The sequence below is a fragment of the Vibrio azureus genome (genome assembly GCF_002849855.1).
Taxonomy (GTDB): Bacteria; Pseudomonadota; Gammaproteobacteria; order Enterobacterales; family Vibrionaceae; genus Vibrio; species Vibrio azureus.
This window is the reverse complement of sequence record NZ_CP018616.1, coordinates 479,837-496,516: the sequence shown is the minus strand read 5'-3', so window position 1 is coordinate 496,516 and position 16,680 is coordinate 479,837. Positions and strand designations below refer to the sequence as shown.

14 protein-coding genes and 1 other annotated feature are annotated in these 16,680 nt (G+C 42.9%); of the genes, 5 read left to right on the top strand and 9 right to left on the bottom strand.

The genetic code is table 11. The features are described 5' to 3' along the window. Nucleotides 1–50 precede the first annotated feature (50 nt). The gene (gene brnQ, locus BS333_RS02380; RefSeq protein ID WP_021710233.1) at nucleotides 51–1,415 is read right to left on the bottom strand and encodes a branched-chain amino acid transport system II carrier protein; all 1,365 of its coding nucleotides are present in this window, start codon (nucleotides 1,413–1,415) and stop codon (nucleotides 51–53) included. 328 nt (nucleotides 1,416–1,743) lie between these two features. Between brnQ and BS333_RS02375 the strand changes: the two genes are divergently transcribed. Both BS333_RS02375 and srmB read left to right on the top strand, forming a co-directional pair. Further along, nucleotides 1,744–2,463: a tRNA1(Val) (adenine(37)-N6)-methyltransferase gene (locus BS333_RS02375; protein WP_033003943.1), complete on the top strand. Its 720-nt coding sequence runs from the start codon at nucleotides 1,744–1,746 to the stop codon at nucleotides 2,461–2,463. 108 nt (nucleotides 2,464–2,571) lie between these two features. Beyond that, nucleotides 2,572–3,795 (top strand): ATP-dependent RNA helicase SrmB, encoded by a 1,224-nt coding sequence (gene srmB, locus BS333_RS02370; protein ID WP_021710231.1) that lies wholly within the window; start codon nucleotides 2,572–2,574, stop codon nucleotides 3,793–3,795. Between the two features lie 159 nt (nucleotides 3,796–3,954). On the opposite strand, the gene yaaA is transcribed toward srmB, so the two are convergent. Both yaaA and BS333_RS02360 read right to left on the bottom strand, forming a co-directional pair. Further along, complete coding sequence (gene yaaA, locus BS333_RS02365; protein WP_021710230.1) at nucleotides 3,955–4,731, bottom strand: peroxide stress protein YaaA; 777 nt, start codon at nucleotides 4,729–4,731, stop codon at nucleotides 3,955–3,957. 124 nt (nucleotides 4,732–4,855) lie between these two features. Continuing rightward, nucleotides 4,856–6,292: an alanine/glycine:cation symporter family protein gene (locus tag BS333_RS02360; protein ID WP_021710229.1), complete on the bottom strand. Its 1,437-nt coding sequence runs from the start codon at nucleotides 6,290–6,292 to the stop codon at nucleotides 4,856–4,858. Between the two features lie 703 nt (nucleotides 6,293–6,995). On the opposite strand from BS333_RS02360, the gene BS333_RS02355 reads away from it, so the two are divergent. Further along, complete coding sequence (locus BS333_RS02355; RefSeq protein WP_021710228.1) at nucleotides 6,996–7,181, top strand: DUF3545 family protein; 186 nt, start codon at nucleotides 6,996–6,998, stop codon at nucleotides 7,179–7,181. Between the two features lie 93 nt (nucleotides 7,182–7,274). Here the strand turns inward: BS333_RS02355 and ung are convergent, their stop codons facing one another. Both ung and nfo read right to left on the bottom strand, forming a co-directional pair. Further along, a complete protein-coding gene (gene ung, locus BS333_RS02350) occupies nucleotides 7,275–7,955 on the bottom strand; it encodes a uracil-DNA glycosylase (RefSeq protein WP_021710227.1) in 681 nt (226 codons plus the stop codon). 382 nt (nucleotides 7,956–8,337) lie between these two features. Then, nucleotides 8,338–9,213, bottom strand: coding sequence for a deoxyribonuclease IV (nfo, locus tag BS333_RS02345; RefSeq protein ID WP_021710226.1), 876 nt, complete (start codon nucleotides 9,211–9,213; stop codon nucleotides 8,338–8,340). Between the two features lie 611 nt (nucleotides 9,214–9,824). Here nfo and grcA point away from each other — a divergent pair. Then, nucleotides 9,825–10,202: an autonomous glycyl radical cofactor GrcA gene (gene grcA / locus BS333_RS02340; protein WP_021709925.1), complete on the top strand. Its 378-nt coding sequence runs from the start codon at nucleotides 9,825–9,827 to the stop codon at nucleotides 10,200–10,202. Between the two features lie 250 nt (nucleotides 10,203–10,452). On the opposite strand, the gene thrC is transcribed toward grcA, so the two are convergent. The 3 genes from thrC to thrA are packed head-to-tail and all read right to left on the bottom strand — an operon-like array spanning nucleotide 10,453 to nucleotide 15,167. Further along, complete coding sequence (gene thrC / locus BS333_RS02335; RefSeq protein ID WP_021709924.1) at nucleotides 10,453–11,733, bottom strand: threonine synthase; 1,281 nt, start codon at nucleotides 11,731–11,733, stop codon at nucleotides 10,453–10,455. Next, complete coding sequence (gene thrB / locus BS333_RS02330) at nucleotides 11,730–12,686, bottom strand: homoserine kinase (protein WP_033003801.1); 957 nt, start codon at nucleotides 12,684–12,686, stop codon at nucleotides 11,730–11,732. The genes thrC and thrB overlap by 4 nt, the downstream gene beginning before the upstream one ends. A 21-nt stretch (nucleotides 12,687–12,707) precedes the next feature. Further along, nucleotides 12,708–15,167 carry a bifunctional aspartate kinase/homoserine dehydrogenase I gene (thrA, locus tag BS333_RS02325; RefSeq protein WP_021709922.1) on the bottom strand — a complete coding sequence of 820 codons (2,460 nt, stop codon included), beginning with the start codon at nucleotides 15,165–15,167 and terminating at the stop codon, nucleotides 12,708–12,710. Nucleotides 15,168–15,221: 54 nt separating this feature from the next. Beyond that, nucleotides 15,222–15,338 (bottom strand) — a sequence feature (Thr leader region). A gap of 365 nt (nucleotides 15,339–15,703) precedes the next feature. Here thrA and BS333_RS02320 point away from each other — a divergent pair. Next, nucleotides 15,704–16,174, top strand: a complete 471-nt coding sequence (locus BS333_RS02320) for a hypothetical protein (protein WP_021709921.1) — start codon at nucleotides 15,704–15,706, stop codon at nucleotides 16,172–16,174. Nucleotides 16,175–16,184: 10 nt separating this feature from the next. On the opposite strand, the gene BS333_RS02315 is transcribed toward BS333_RS02320, so the two are convergent. Beyond that, nucleotides 16,185–16,679, bottom strand: coding sequence for a putative 4-hydroxy-4-methyl-2-oxoglutarate aldolase (locus tag BS333_RS02315; protein ID WP_021709920.1), 495 nt, complete (start codon nucleotides 16,677–16,679; stop codon nucleotides 16,185–16,187). Nucleotide 16,680 lies beyond the last annotated feature (1 nt).

Here is a 16,680-nt window from a genome sequence, read left to right as displayed (position 1 = left end):
CCAACACTAAAAAGCCCGAAGTCTTCACTTCGGGCTTTTCTATTATTCAACTATTCAGCGACTTTAGAATTCTTTGTCCACTTTTTCTTTAACCTTACTTCAGATGGGTCAACTTTCTTCAACCTATCTTCAGATGGCTTAGCAACAAAGAACATAGCGATGATTGCAACGAACGTAGGCAGCACCCAGCCCATGCCATAACTCGATAACGGAATCATATCAAGTTTAGACATATTAAAGCCTGCAACCTTAGCCGCATCAATCAGAGCGAATAAGAAAGAGACCAATAGTACACAGCGGTATGCCATTTCAGGGTTTGGCAATTTACTACGCAGGAAAGTCAACGCAACTAATGCAATCGCAACAGGATAAAGAGCAAAGAGTACTGGTACAGAAAGCGCAATCAGTTGAGCAAGGCCTACATTCGCGACGAGTGCGCACAATGAACCATTAATGATCACCCATTGTTTGTAAGAGATAGACGTTTTAGAACTAAAGAAGTCTGAACATGCCGACACTAAACCAATCGCAGTTGTTAAACACGCCAATAATACAATTACAGAAAGTACGATTTGACCGTATGAACCAAACAAAGCTTGGACATATAGGCTCAGAATGGCACTTCCGCCATCCGCTCCTGCGGCAATCGTTGAGCTCGTTGCTCCAAGGTAGAAGAGTGAGATATAAACAAAAGCGAGACCAGCAGCAGCGATACAACCCGCTAAGATTAAGTATTTTGTCGTTGCGCGACGCTCTGTAATACCTTTGCTACGAAGTGCATCAACCATGAGCATACCAAACATCAAAGATGCAAAGGTATCCATGGTGTTGTAACCTTCAAGGAAACCCTTAGTCAACGGTTGCGTTAGATACTCACCATGCGCAGGCATAAGTTGTCCCTGAGGGTCGATCAAGACAGCAATCGATAAAGAAATTAAACTGATGCACAACACAGGCGTTAGGATCTTACCAATAAGGTCAATCATACGCCCTTGGAACCAAGCAAACAGCATGGCAACAACAAAGAACAAGATTGAAAATGCCGTAAGGTGGGCTTGGTCAGCACCAGAAAAGAAAGGGCTAACAGCCGTTTCATAGGCAACAAGAGCAGTACGAGGCGCAGCAAATGCAGGGCCAATGATGACGAAGATCAATGCTGCCATCAATACTGAGACTTTCTGAGGTAAATCTTTAGTTAAGTGATCCCACGTTCCACCAGCAACAGCAATAGCAACGATGGTAATAAGAGGAAGACCTACCGCTGTTAATAAGAAACCTGACATGGCAGGCAACAAGTTTTCTCCTGCTAGCTGACCTGCTAGCGGCGGAAAAATGATATTGCCTGCTCCCAAAAAGAACGCAAACAGCATAAAGCCGACTGCGATAATATCTGTTAGTTTTAACGTCTGCTTCACAGATAACCCTTTATCTAATTTAATGAATGTTGTGTATGCATCGACCACTTTTTGTATACCAAAAGTAAATGGATACGACGTAGCTCAATCTATAAGTAATGCCGAATAATGACTAAACGCTCATCATTTGGCAACCTTTAAGAAAAAAACACCATATTAATTTACATTCAGAACAACAAAGCAGTGAATTTCACTGCAAATAAAAAACAGTCTAGTTCTTTATACTAACCAAAACCACATACAATTTAGCAACCAATAACACAAATATCCACACAATAAATTAACATCAGAGTAATGAACTACATTATCGGTGAAATATAAAATAATCATGAAGAAACCAGCGCATAAAAACAAAAGCTTCAGTTTTAAACAATTTACTATTCAAGCAGGAAACAGCGGTATGCCAGTCAGTACCGATGGCGTCATGCTTGGTGCATGGGTACAGTGTGCCGATAACAGTCATATACTCGATATTGGGACAGGGACAGGTTTACTGGCTTTAATGTGTGCACAGCGCTTTCCAGAAAGTCACATCACCGCTTTGGATATCGAACCCATTGCCATTGACGCTGCCAGATTAAACTGCTCTCATTCACTTTGGACAGAGCGCATTACGATTCTTCATAGGGATGTCTTGAGTTTTGAGCCCAAACATCGTTTCTCAACAATCATTTGTAACCCACCCTACTTCAATACCGGGCAATCCGCTCAACGAATCCAACGTGCCATTGCTCGCCATACTGAGACGCTTCCTCACAGTCACCTGCTCCATCGTTGCTATCAGCTCTTATCAGATGATGGAAAAGCAAATTTTGTCCTGCCTGTAACCGAAGGCAACCAGTTTATTGACATGGCTCGTGCTCAAGGATGGCATTTGTCACGCCTTTGTCGCGTGCAACCTTCAACCAAAAAGCCAGTTCATCGTTTATTAATTGAATTAACCAAACACGCTTGTGACACTCACGATACACAACTCATTATCCAAACAGAGACAGGCTACAGTGCAGACTTTATCCAGTTAACCCACGAGTTTTATCTGAAGATGTGAAATAAGATGTGATCCTTATCACCAATCACTTTATAATGCTCAACCATTTTATATTCTATGCTGCTTTTGCGAACCTATTAACCAAGCTTTGCTTGTGGAGAACTCATTGTGATCAGAACCTTTGCTGAACTTGATCTAGACCAAAACCTACTTGAAGCCATTGAAGAAATGGGCTACGAACGCCCTACTAAAATTCAAGCGGAAGCAATTCCACAAGCATTAGATGGGCGTGATATTTTGGCATCCGCACCAACAGGAACCGGTAAGACCGCCGCTTTCGTTCTGCCTGCTCTACAATATTTACAAGATTTTCCACGCAGAAAGCCTGGACCTGCAAGAATTCTGATCTTAACACCAACACGTGAACTCGCGATGCAAATTGCAGATCAAGCACGCGCACTGGCCAAAAATACCAAGCTGAATATTTTTACCATTACTGGTGGTGTCCAGTATCAAGAACATGCTGACATCCTTGCCACCACGCAAGATATCGTCGTCGCAACGCCAGGTCGTCTCCGTGAATACATCGATGCAGAGCGCTTTGATTGTCGTGCCATTGAGTGGCTAATTCTTGATGAAGCCGATCGCATGCTCGACATGGGCTTTGCTCCAACGGTGGATCGCCTTTCATCTGAATGTCGTTGGCGTAAGCAAACATTACTTTTCTCAGCCACTTTAGAAGGCAAAGGGGTAGAAGGCTTCACAGCAGACCTGCTCAACGAGCCTGCGGAAATCGATGCAAAATCACCATTACGTGAGCGTAAAAAGATTGCACAGTGGTATCACCGAGCAGATAACGCCGAGCATAAGCTTGAACTACTGAAACACATTATTACTCAGCAAGCTGAACGTACTATTGTCTTTTTGAAGACTCGTGAGCGCTTAGCTGAGCTTCGAGCTCAACTTGAAAGTGCTCAGATCCCATGTTCTTGGATTCAAGGCGAAATGCCGCAAGACCGTCGTAACAATGCCATTGCTCGTTTTCGTGAAGGTACCGTTAATGTTCTACTTGCAACAGACGTTGCTGCACGTGGCATCGACTTACCGAATGTCTCCCACGTTATCAACTACGATATGCCACGTACTGCTGACGTTTATCTTCACCGTATTGGCCGTACCGCACGTGCGGGTAAAAAAGGCAATGCCATCTCAATTGTAGAAGCACACGATCAACCTATGCTCGATCGTGTTGCCCGCTACGTAAAAGAAGATATCAAAGAAAGGTTTGTCAAAGAAATGCGTCCTAAACACAAAAAGCCAGTGTTTAAGAAGAAAAAGAAAAAAGACGACAAAAAGAAAACGACCAAAAAGAAAGTGATTAAGAAAAAGTAACTTTCTCTGATTTCTACCAAAAGAGCCGCTGGAGCGGCTCTTTTTTATATAAATTGATTACAGCTGATAGATAGGTAGTTTTTCTCGATCTTCAAATTAACCGGCATAAAAACCGGAGATAACCCCGGCTTAGTTTGATTTATGCAGCTTGGCGAATCATCAGCTCTGCTCTTCACGCTTGAAAACTAAATCTGTAGGAGTAGACTCTTCTTCTACAAAATAGTAACCCGCCGTATCAAATTTGGTCAGGTCTGCAACACTTTCAATACGATTTTCTATGATGTAGCGTGCCATCATGCCACGTGCTTTTTTCGCATAAAAACTGATAACCTTGTACTGACCGTTTTTACAATCTTTAAAGATCGGTGTGATCACTTGCGCATCTAAATTCTTTACTTTTACCGCTTTAAAATATTCATTCGAAGCAAGATTAATCAACACATTGTCACCTTGAGCTGCAATCGCTTCATTAAGTTTATCAGTGATCACATTACCCCAAAACTGATACAGGTTACTGCCTTTGTCGTTGGCCAGTTTTGTACCCATTTCAAGACGGTAAGGCTGCATAAGATCAAGCGGTTTAAGTAAACCATAAAGGCCTGACAACATGCGCAGATGATCTTGTGCATAGTCAAAATCAGTATCAGAAAGGGTTTCCGCTTCTAAACCTGTATACACATCACCTTTAAAAGCCAGAATCGCTTGACGTGAGTTTTCAGTAGTGAAAGTCTCACTCCACTCCTGAAAGCGCCCTACGTTCAAGTCAGCGATCTTATCACTGACTTTCATTAATGCGGCCACATCGGCAGGCGTCAATTCGCGACACACTTTGATCAGTGCTTTTGAATAATTGATTAGATCTGGCTGAGTAAACTTCTCAGTCACAAGCGGTGTTTCGTAATCAAGTGTTTTTGCCGGAGAAACTACGATAAGCATGACTTTCACTTCCCTAATTTTATTTTCCATTAGAGTACAAAAAAAGCCATGCATTGTCTGCATGGCTTTTTAAATTGTGTTGATAGCTTTCAACGATGACTAGAGTCTATTGAATCTGAATCAACTACTGTTCTTTTTTAGTGTTGTCCCAAATGCCTTCTTCTAGCTGAGATTTCAACTCAGGAAAATCATTGGCATCAAAAGTTGGTACCTTACCTTCACTGAGCTGACGATTGTAGTCTTTCGCCAGTTTAATCACGATACCAGACAATAACAGAATCGCGACTAAGTTTACTATCGCCATTAAGCCCATCGAGACATCCGCAAGAGACCAGACAACCGGTAAAGAAGCAAGTGCACCGAACATAACCATACCTAGAACAACAATACGGAAAATGCCTAAACCTGCTTTATGGTTATGCTCTAAGAAAATAAGGTTTGTCTCAGCATAAGAATAATTGGCAATGATCGAGGTAAATGCAAAGAAGAAGATGGCTATCGCAACGAAAATACCACCCCAATCACCAACCTGAGAGCTTAATGCACGTTGAGTCAATTCAATACCCGTCACTTCTGTAGCCTGCCCAACGTATTCACCAGACATCAGGATAATAGCAACCGTCGCAGAACAAATAACGATTGTATCCATGAAAACACCAAGCATTTGTACGTAACCCTGCGATGCTGGATGCGGTGGGTAAGGCGTAGCAGAAGCTGCTGCGTTCGGTGCAGAACCCATACCCGCTTCATTAGAGAAAAGACCACGTTTGATACCATTGATCATAGCTTGTGCAATCGCATAGCCTAGACCACCCGCTGCCGCTTCTTGCAGACCAAACGCGCTCTTGAAGATAAGCATCAGTACATCTGGCAACTTTTCTAGGTTAGACAGCATGATGAACATAGCAAGAGCAAGATAAGCCAAAGCCATCACTGGTACAACCAACTCTGCTACTTTAGCAATACGCTTAATGCCACCAAAAATCACAATAGAAGACAATGCAACAACCGCAATACCAACATAAAGTGAATCCCAACCAAATGCATTATGCATCGCGTTGGCAATAGAGTTCGCTTGTACCGCGTTAAATACTAGCCCGAAAGCAATGATTAGGAAGATAGAGAACAGGATGCCCATCCAGCGCATTCCTAATCCTTTTTCCATGTAATAAGCTGGACCACCACGGTAGTTGCCATCATCATCTTTGGTTTTGTATAACTGTGCAAGAGTACTTTCTGCAAAAGAGGTAGCCATACCAAGCATAGCGATCAACCACATCCAGAATACAGCACCAGGGCCGCCTGCAGTCAAAGCAACCGCAACCCCAGCCATATTTCCTGTTCCTACGCGAGCAGCAAGACTAGTACAAAGTGCTTGAAAAGAAGAAATACCAGCTTTGTCTGCTTTACGGCTGTTTTTAAGTACCGAGAACATGTGGCCAAAATGACGGAACTGGATGAAACCCAAACGTACCGTGAAATATATTCCTACACCTACAAGGAGATAAACCAGAATCGAGCCCCAAAGGAGGTCGTTCATCAAATTGATTAAGTCTGTCATGTGTTCCTCAAAGATTGGCGCTGGTCTTTGCTTCCATGCCATCCACTAGATTGCTTGCTAACTGTCAAAGTGTATTAGCTTATGAATAATGTTTATAGGGCAATCTAGAATCGTAAATGTCGCTTCATGCATCCATCTTACGTACCAGCGTATTTTTGACTGGCGGATAATGCAGCCTCGACAAGTAAAAATCAATATGCAAAATTCTGCATATTTGGGTTGTTTTTCACTATAACATCACTAAAAGTTAACATGAACAACAACATTAAGTGGTACTTCTTGCAACATACCACCTGTTAGGTTGAGACATTTATTCGTGATTATTACTATCAAGGTGTTCAATCATAAATCAATAACAAACCGAGTGATGACAAGGGATCACCTCACGTCATCGATACTTTTTCAGTCGACGATTAGCCCCTTATCATGCTCATTCATGGCAGGTAAGGTCACTCTTCAAAACTCAGCAAAAAGCGCACCACCTCATTAACATTGTCGATAATACCATTTAATCGTTTTTGTGAGCCCGTTCGGTTATTTTTAATTCAACATCATCATACAGAACGTGATACCTATTGGATAATATGCATAAAAGTGTCATATTTCCGACACAAATGAGAAATACATCATAGCTATGATTCTCCTGAGTATGGTACTTAACATGCGATAAAGGACTTCAACTAAATTAGGGTATAGGTGGCTTATGGAAGGCTTTCAACTCGACAACATCTTCAATCTTGATATCCCATTAACACCAAAAGTGCGGGCAAAACCAGTCAAACGTAAATGGCGAGAAATCGAAGCAATGAACGACCGACGTAGTTTACTCAAAGAACTGCAAGAGCTCGATGCTTGCTATGACATCACTCTAGAAGATATCAAGCTGTAAGAATCAGTGTGACTCGATATACCCAAGTAACTTCAAAATGCCGTGTTCAACGACACGACCTTTGGAGAGCATATCACTTGGGTATAGAAGTATTTATGGCGTCATTGGAAGGTGCCAATTTATCTCGGTTTTACCTTGTTGAGCCAGCAGTTGATTAGTCTGAGAAAAATGCTGACAGCCAAAAAAGCCACGATGGGCAGATAATGGTGAAGGATGTGGCGCCGTCAACACATGATGCCGAGTTCGATCAATAAACTGACCTTTCTTTTGAGCATGTGCGCCCCATAACAAGAACACAACTCCTTGCTGATGCAGATTAATCGCTGCAATGACACGATCTGTAAATGTTTCCCAACCCGTTTTCGAATGTGAGTGTGCTTTTCCTTGCTCAACGGTTAACACAGTATTTAACAATAGCACTCCTTGCTCAGCCCAATGTTGTAAAAATCCATGAGCTGGAATCTGAAAACCCTCAATATCTTGTGCTAACTCTTTGTACATATTTACTAATGAAGGGGGTGTTTTTATCCCCGGAAGTACAGAGAAGCATAAGCCGTGAGCCTGATCAGGCCCATGATAGGGATCTTGTCCTAAGATCACGACTTTGACATCGTTAAATTCTGTCAGCCGAAAAGCATTAAAGATATCTTTTGCTGGAGGGAACACCACTTTACCCGCTTTTCGCTCTGCTTCAACGAAGTTTATGGTGTCAACAAAATACGGTTGTTGTTTTTCATGGCCAATCACGTCGTGCCAAGTTGTGGACTCAAGCATGCTGCATTCCTAAAAGTAAGATTTGCCTTCATTCTAACGATCAATAATCAAACAAACAAAAACTTACCTTAAGATAGTGACCCACTTTCACGCTAAAACGATTTTCAATTCACCCCAATAACAGCGTCAAAACCACAGAGAGGATGATTCACTATTATCGCTCCTCCATCACTGAGCTCAGGCAAACTCTAATATCGTTGTGGTGTTCGAAAATGGCCCTGACCAGAAATGTGACGGTTGGGGATCGGGAAGCGTCGCACGCTTTGGCTTAGATAAAGTGATGGGGAGTAATGATATTGAGCCATAAGTTATCCTGTATAAAAAATAGTATATACCCAAGTGACCTCAAGAAGCTTGGGTATAAGAAACGGCTCTATTTCATTTATGCTGGGACTGCTTCTAAATGAAAGTTGCGTAACATATTGATTTCATGTTGCCATAGTTCAGGTTCAATGGTCTCTAAAATCAAAGGAATACCATCGAAACGGGGGTCTTTAGCAATATATTCAAAGCATGCCCAACCAATTTGTCCTTTACCTAGTGACTCATGGCGGTCAACTCGGCTTGCAAGCGCGACTTTTGAGTCATTAATATGCATTGCTTTGAGGTAATTCATTCCTACAACATGATCAAACTCTGCAAACGTCCGTTCACAATCTTCCTTCGTACGCAGGTCGTAGCCCGCACTGAAAGTATGGCAAGTATCAAGACATACGCCAACACGAGTTTTATCTTCAACTTGAGCAATAATGTCAGCCAGATGTTCAAACTTCCAACCTAAATTACTTCCTTGACCAGCTGTATTCTCAATCACTGCAATCACATCAGGTACCGCTTGATGAGCAAGATTTATTGAGTGTGCAATTGTCGTCAAACATTGCTGTTCAGAGATTTGTTTTAAGTGGCTGCCCGGATGAAAATTCAATAGCTTTAGGCCCAGTTGATGACAACGTTGCATTTCATCAATAAACGCCAAACGCGACTTTTGTAATTTTTCCTCATCCGGAGCGCCTAAGTTGATCAAATAAGAATCATGAGGAAGAATATGCTCAGCACAAAACCCCAATCTATGGCAGTTTTCTTTAAAAGTTTTAATGATTTTCTCTTCTAAAGGTTTTGCCACCCACTGTCGCTGATTCTTTGTAAAAAGAGCGAAAGCATTGGCACCAATCGCATGAGCCCGAAGTGGCGCTTGATCCACACCACCAGCAGCGGAAACATGGACTCCAATAAATTTATTTCCAAACTTGTTTTTCATTTTGGCGTTTCATGAGTTGAATAAAGATTGCAGGGTAATTAAAGAGAGCGCACTCAAAGATGCTTGTGCAGTAAATAGTGACGCAATTATACCCAAGTAACCTCAAGATGCTGTGTTCAGCGAGATGACCTTAACTTTCAGGCGAGGCAACGATTCGAAGATATAGTCGTTCTACATTGAGAATCGTTAACAAAGCCTGAGAGTTAAGGCCGCTCGCCCTTTGGGAGCGTGTCACTGAGCCGACTTCTTGCGTCAGACAACCGTTCTTCTTACAAAAATAAGAAAGAGCCTGCTATTCCGCTTCGTTGTCTTCCTTGAATTCGACTCAGTGACCTCGCTCTGAATCAAGCATCTTGAGGTCACTTGGGTATATACCGTTTTATCGAACATATATCGACACGCATATATTTAGGACAATGTTCATACCCTTGCGACTCTTTGACAGTCTTTTGATTTGAAGCAATAAATTCTCCTGTTCAAAAGTATACTGTTTGGTTATTGCTTGATCTAAATCAACATAAAGACTAGGGATATTGACTATATAATAAGCCGCTCAGCAACGGTTCAAAATGAACATCAACAACGACCATTAGATGATCTAGGAGAGAGTGATGATCCAAGGTATTCAAATTACAAAAGCAGCGAATGACAATCTATTAAACTCGATCTGGCTAATTGACAACGAAAAGAACGAAGCGCGTTGTGTAGCTGGAGCAACAGGCTATGAAAACGAGCAAGTAATCACTATCAGTGACCTAGGTGAATACGAAAGCCGCGAAGTCGCCATTGAAACAGCGCCTCGTATTGAAGGTGGACAACACTTGAACGTCAACGTTCTTAAGCGTGAAACACTAGAAGATGCTGTTGCACACCCTGAAAACTACCCTCAGTTGACTATTCGTGTTTCTGGCTACGCTGTACGTTTTAACTCGCTCACTCCAGAGCAACAACGTGACGTAATTGCTCGTACTTTTACTGAGTCTTTATAAGTTAGATGATTTGAGTCACCTTAACAGAGACTTAAATACCATAAACGGCGCTGTGTAAGCGCCGTTTTTTATCATGGTTCACATGAAAAAGAAAAGTAGAGACTCCCGTTTTCATTTTCACTTTAACTTTCATTTATCAGCGAAGTTTGTTGCTGTCTCATTCAGCGAGCAGTTAAGTCACGCAGCGGACAGTTAAACCACCCAGCTGGCAGTTAAGCAACTATAAACGCACACCGTTAACTGGCTATGGCTATTGCACTCGACGTAACACTGATTTCAGTGCTTGAAAATCTGCATCTAGATTTTCAGATAGCAATTCCATCGCAGCATGTTTCGCAAGTGGAGCTGGAAGTTCGATGTCCGTTTGCAGAATATCATCCACCACTTCTTTGAATTTCGCCGGATGCGCTGTACACAAGAATAAGCCTGTTTCACCCTCTTGCAATTGCTCTTCTAGTACACGGTATGCTATCGCACCATGTGGTTCACATAGATAGCCCAATGCATACAAATCTTTCACTGACTGAGCACTTTGCTGATCTGAAACAGCACCTTTACCTAGCGTCTCTAAGCCCCACTCTTTCACTCGACACAGCTCTTCGATTCGAGGCCAGTTATTGGGCTGACTGACATCCATAGCATTAGAAGTCGTCGCGACGGTTGGTTTTGGCTCCCATTGACCGGTTTCTAAGTAACGTGGCACAGTGTCATTAGCATTCGTAGCAGCAATAAAGCGCTTAATGGGCAAGCCCAATGCTTTTGCCAGAAGGCCTGCGGTTAAATTACCAAAGTTACCACTTGGAACCGAAACCACTAAATTTTCACGTTGTTGTTTACTCATTTGCGCGGCGGCTTCAAAGTAGTAGCAGATCTGTGCCATTAAGCGGCTAATATTGATTGAGTTGGCCGAGTTTAGGCCGATCTCTTCACGCAGTGCGCCATCATCAAAAGCCTGTTTAACCAGTGCCTGACAAGCATCAAAGTCACCGTTAATCGCCACCGTGTGAATGTTCTTGCCTAATGTACAGAACAGCTTCTCTTGCAGTGGACTGATTTTGCCTTTTGGATAAAGAATCACAACATTGATGTCTTCCATGCCGTAAAAAGCATGAGCAACAGCAGCACCAGTGTCCCCAGACGTCGCTGTCAGAATTGTGATTTTGCCACCGTCCGAAACAGCCGCAAGGGATTGCGCCATAAAGCGGCCACCAAAGTCTTTAAACGCAAGGGTTGGCCCGTGGAATAGCTCTAGTGCATAAATGCCTTCTTTCACCGGACGAATGGGAGCCGGAAATTGGAATGCGGCGTCAACGAGAGCATTCACCTGTTCTTGTGCCAACTCATCACCAATCAATGCTGACAAAATCTTGGTACTGCGAGAAACAAAGTCTTCTGCAAGTAATGCATCAATATCTTCAAATACAGGTAATTCCGCAGGAAAAAATAGACCTTGGTTACGACCTAACCCTTGGCGAACGGCTTGGCCAAAGGAAACTTGTTCATCATTTTCTTTTATATTGTAAAGCTTCATAGCTCACTTCCTGTTACTTTTGATCCTTGTTTATCTAGACGACAAACATGGACGAATCCTTGTTCATTTTGTACATAATTCTGCTCTAACCAGCGAGCCACTCGCTCAGCAACGTCTTTTTCTTTACAGATACTAAACAACGTCGGACCACTACCAGAGATCCCAGTAGCAAGGGCACCTGCAGAGGTGGCATATTGACGAGCGTCGGCAAAACCTGGCAATAATTTCTCACGATAAGGTTCTGCGATCACGTCTTTAATCATTTTGGCAGCGAGCTCTGGTTGGCCAGAATGACACGCATGAATAAAGCCTGCAAGGTGACGACCATGCGCAATGATATCTTGTCGACGATATTGTGCCGGAAGGATCTCACGAGCCTCCGCGGTTGAGACCTTAATACCTGGATACGCCATCACCCAGTACCAATCATCAAAGCCGGGGACTTCTTGACTTATCACACCCAACTCTTCGAGGATTAATTGCACACCGCCGAGATAGCAAGGCGCCACATTATCATAGTGAACACCGCCAGAGATCTTACCTTCCATCTCTCCCATTAGTGCTAATAGTTCCGTTTCACTTAACACTTGTCCATGAAAGCGATTCAGTGCATCAAGAGCAGCCACGATAGAACATGCACTCGAGCCCAAGCCAGAACCAATCGGCATGTTTTTTTCTAGTGTCATTTCTAGCGGCTTGAGTTCCACACCCTTTTTTTTCAGCTCACGTGCAAACACCAGCCAGCAATCATAGACAATATTTTCTTTTGGTTCCTTGGGTAGCTTATCAACAAATTTGCCTGCAGTGTTTAACCGGAAAGACTCACTGCCTGCTTTCACACGTACCCTATCTCCCAATAAAGAGCCATCAATGGGAGAAACTGCCGCTCCTAATACATCAAAACCAACGCTTACATTACCAATTGATGCTGGTGCATAAACCACCACATCCATATCACCTGCGCTCATTGTCGTTTATACCCCTAGTTTCCAACCTAAAGTTCGCATTACATCAGAGAAAACACCAGCCGCCGTTACTTCTGTACCTGCACCATATCCACGAAGAACCAACGGAATTGGCTGGTAGTAACGACTGTAGAATGCCAGGGCATTTTCACCGTCTTTTATCTTAAACATGGGATCATTTTCATCCACTGCAGTCATACGTACCGCACATTTACCATCCATGATTTCACCGACATAACGCAGGACTTTGCCCTCTTCTGCTGCTTGAGTAGAGAGTGCTTTAAAGTAATCATCCGCTTCCGGTAAACGAGCCATGAACTGCTCAACACTTCCTGAAGCATCAAAGCCTGGTGGTAGCGCAGCCTCAACAACCACATCTTCTAGTTCAAGCGACATACCCGATTCACGGGCAAGGATAAGCAATTTACGTGCGACATCCATACCTGAAAGATCATCCCGAGGATCAGGCTCAGTAAAGCCATTTTGCTTAGCAATATTTGTCGCCTCACTAAGACTCATGCCTTCATCTAATTTACCAAAGATATAAGAAAGTGAGCCAGAAAGAATGCCACTAAAGCGCTCCAGTTCGTCGCCTGCTGAAATAAGGTTTTGTAGGTTTTCAATAACCGGTAAACCTGCGCCCACAGTCGTCTCATACATCAACTTACGGCGTGAACTACGTGCAACATCACGAAGTTGGTGATAGTAAGCCATGCTTGCTGTATTTGCTTTTTTGTTGGGAGTAACCACATGGAAGCCTGCTGCAAGAAAGTCTGCATATTGACTCGCAATCGCTTCACTTGAAGTACAATCGACCAGAACAGGGTTGATAATATGGTTACGTTGCACCAAAGAAGTCAAACGAGCCAAGCTAAATTCTTCCGTAGAGGCCGACATACGATCACGCCAATGTTCTAATGGTAAACCTTCACTATCAAGGAGTAGGCCTTTACTGTTGGCTAAGCCACATACTCGAATGACGATGCCTTTCTCTGCCAACTTGGCTTGCTGACGTTCAATTTGATCGACCAATTCACCACCGACACCACCGACACCGACAACAAACACATCAAGAAAATGCTTCGAGTTGAATAAATTTTCGTGACATGCCTTGATGGCTTCTGAAATTTTATCTTCGGGGATTACGGCTGAAATAGCGCGCTCCGATGAGCCCTGTGCAATAGCAACAATGTTAACATTCACCTCAGCAAGCGAAGAGAAAAAGCGTGAAGCCACACCACGAGAGGTCCGCATTCCATCGCCAACTAAGGTGACGATAGACACGTTATCGATAAAATCAACGGGTTCTAAAAGACCGTCTTTTAGCTCAAGTTCGAATGCATCAGATAGGGTCTGCTGCGCCTTTATTTTGTCTTGAGCTTCGATACAGAAGCTGATGCTGTACTCTGAAGAAGACTGAGTGATCAAAACGATGGAAACGCCTGCAGATGACATCGCACCAAAGACTCGGCTTGCCATGCCAACCATACCTTTCATACCAGGGCCCGATACGTTAACCATTGTTAAATTATTAAGCGTAGTGATCCCTTTGATCTCAAGGTTATCTCCACCATTATCTTGGCCGATTAACGTGCCTTCGCCTTGTGGATTGAAACTGTTTTTGATCAAACAAGGTATATGGAACTGAGCGATAGGTGCTATCGTTTTGGGATGTAAAACTGATGCGCCAAAATACGACAGTTCCATCGCTTCCTGATAGCTCAAAGACTTCAGTAAACGGGCATCTTCCACTAAACGAGGATCACAGTTATAAACCCCATCCACATCCGTCCAAATTTCGCAACAATCTGCACGCAAGCAAGCGGCAAGCACCGCTGCTGAATAATCCGAACCATTACGCCCAAGAGTGACCAATTCTCCTTTCTCATTACCAGCGGTAAAACCCGGCATAATACTGACATGATCTTGAGGCAGAGGCGATTGCAAGAAGTTGTGCGTTGATGCGTCAACATCAACCATAGCTTCCAAATGGTCGCCTTTAGCGAACAAATATTTCACAGGGTCGATCAGGTACGCTCGCTGATTTTTTGCTTCCAGTACCGCCTTCATCAACTGAATCGAGATACGCTCGCCTTTGCTAATGATTCGAGCATTAACATTGTTTGGACACATACCCAGCAGGTTAATGCCATGAACAAACTGGCGCAATTGAGACAGTGAAGAGGTAACTTGCTCATCAAATGCTGAACTGTCTATATTTGGGATGACTTTTTGAATATCTTTCAGCAATGTGTTGAACGAGGCCTCTAACTCTTTAATCTGCAATTCTGCATCGCCACTGCGAAGTGCACTTTCAATCACAGCAACAAGCTTATTTGTCGTTTTACCTGGTGCCGATAGAACCACAGCAATTTCTTCTTGTTGAGCGTTATTCGCAATGATATCTGCCGCTCTTAAAAAGCGATCGGCATCCGCTAATGATGAACCGCCAAACTTTAATACTCGCATCCCTTCCTCCGGTATATCTTCTTAAATTTGTTGAATTTTATATTCTTAAAAGCATAAAAAAAGGCCTGTATCTTGTGGGATACAGGCCTTTTTTGTGAATTTCTTTCGCTCAGCAGCCTGCCCCAACATCGGTTGTGTCGGTAATAATGGTGGTCGTCATTAGGGCGGTATTATGAGTGTTCATTTTTGAGTCTGCTTATGCACTGTTCTGTCTTTGTTTTATCTACGTTTACCGAGTTTCTAACACAGAGTCAACAAAAAATGTCTCTTTTCTGAATGTCTATAGCCAAATGAACTCAAATAATTGAAGTTTATCGACGAATCGGTATCTCTTGGAAATATAAGGATCCCAAACGATCTTAGGCGTATTTCTGACATGAATAACAAAAAACTGTGCCTCTACCTAACAGAATCACCGACTCAATGAGCCGTTTTATGCTTTAATATTTAATACCCCTAAATAAGTTCAACCTGCCACATAAAATCAGTCACCTGAAAATGCAGTAAGGATCCAAGTCAACCAAGGAATGGTAAAGATGAAAAAATGGGCTTTGTTAATACTTGGTATGCTTCCATTCGCTGGCACTGCAAATGTGTTACCCCCCTTATCACCCCAGTCAGCATCAGCTTCTCCACACAAGCTTTTTATTTCAGGAGACAATCAGCTTAACGATAATTTTGATGTATGGAGTATCGATAGTGGTTACGCTTATGAAGTGATCGACTCTGTTGATCTCTACATCGGAGCACGTCTCAATAATTCATCAACCAATAACCAAAGTGGGCTGCTAAGTGGCGTTCGTTATCACTTTAATGAACGTATTACTCTTAATAGTTCTTTACGAACATATAGCGGCGAAACCATTGAAAACCCAAAAGATGAAAACAGCCTTGCCGCAGAATTATCTAGCCGAGTAAAACTCTCAGAACACTTAGATATTCACGCAAGGCTGGATTACCAACAGCAGCAACAAGGAATTGAAGTTGGGCTTGGATTTCGTTTTTAAACATCAAATTTTAGCTTGAAAGTGTCACCTTTAACGCTTGCTTAGCAATTAAGACGCCATTCCAGTCTGCATAAACATAATGCTTGGGTTGAACGATCTGGTTATGCATCGTCAAACTAATATTAACCTCCCCCATACCCCGCTTTTGTGTTTTAAACGGACAGCTTCCCATCGCTTGAATGCCAATATCCATTTGTGATATCTGGGCGACGTCACGCACGGCTCCGTAGACAATGATGCCCTCCCAGCCGTTATTCACCGCCAGCATCGCCAATTGATCACCGAGCAATGCTTTGTGACAAGATCCATGTCCATCGATGATCAGAACTTTACCCTGTCCATTTTGCTGCAAAACTTCTCTCACTTTAGAGTTGTCGTGATAACAACGAACAGTGATAATCTCTCCCCAGAAAGCACATCGCTGACCAAAGTTTTGCAGTGGCAAATCCAATAATGTGACCTGATCTTCGAACTGGTCACAAATATCGGGGGTGATATCTTTCATA